The organism is Oleiphilus sp. HI0043, assembly GCF_001634935.1.
Window position 1 is genome coordinate 1 of the sequence record NZ_LWEY01000481.1, and the last position, 934, is coordinate 934.

2 protein-coding genes are annotated in these 934 nt (G+C 43.3%); one reads left to right on the top strand and one right to left on the bottom strand.

Features of this window, described 5'->3' with window-relative positions:
- Positions 1 to 183 (top strand): efflux RND transporter permease subunit (locus A3729_RS32410; RefSeq protein ID WP_197475614.1); only part of this gene is annotated, 183 nt, incomplete at its 5' end.
- Between the two features lie 124 nt (positions 184 to 307).
- On the opposite strand, the gene A3729_RS32415 is transcribed toward A3729_RS32410, so the two are convergent.
- On the bottom strand, positions 308 to 934 hold a 627-nt coding region (locus A3729_RS32415), incomplete at its 5' end, for a hypothetical protein (protein ID WP_197475615.1).

Here is a 934-nt window from a genome sequence, read left to right on the forward strand (position 1 = left end):
TTGACGACTGTTGCTGGCTTATTACCGCTTCTGTTTGAAACCTCACTTCAAGCTCAGTTCCTGATCCCTATGGCTGTCAGTATTTCATTTGGCCTGGCATATGCGACGATTCTTATCTTGTTTGTTATTCCAGCTTTAATTTCGCTTATTGAAGAGTTTAAAGATAAGCGAGCCGCTAAATAGAAAGTATTGGATATTTTAATTGCATAAAAAAGTCCGGCCCCATCATTAGGGCCGGGCTTTTCTTTTCCCTTCAGTTCAGCTCAAATACTTAAACCGAACTAAGTCTCTTAGATCCTATTCAGGACTAAGACAAATCATTCGATAAGTTATTTAATCGAGCTTGACAGTCTTCGTGAGAATTCATCTGAGCAGAATCACCATCAACCGCTATATCCTCTAACGACTGGTCCGTATCCCATGTACGTGACTCTCCGGTATAGGACAGGCTAAAAATGTTTCGGCTACTATCTTGACCACGACTAATCAATGTAAAGTCAAAACCACCTAATACATTAAGGATAAGACGACGATCATCAATAGCGGTCCATTCTCCCGCATCGAATAATGCACCATCCGTTTCTAAACTACCGTCATTACCTTCATCCGAAAACTGGCCGTCAAAGGCGCCGTCTTCAGAATAGCGAATACACAGCTTCAACTCACCAGTACCGGTTAAGTTCTCATCTTCTTCAAACAAAATGAGCGCAGCACCTTCAACATTATCTTCGTCATCACTGTATTCAACAAACAATTCCTTGCCTGCTAAGTCGCCAAACGTCACGCCGCCCGTGACACTGACACCATCATAGTCAATTGTACCAGCAGAGAAGTCGACACCCACTAAGGTGCTAAAATCTACGTCTGTCCCGTCGCCAATTGCATCATATAGCGGACCACCAACATCCAGCGCTTCATCAATAGCATCGTCGAT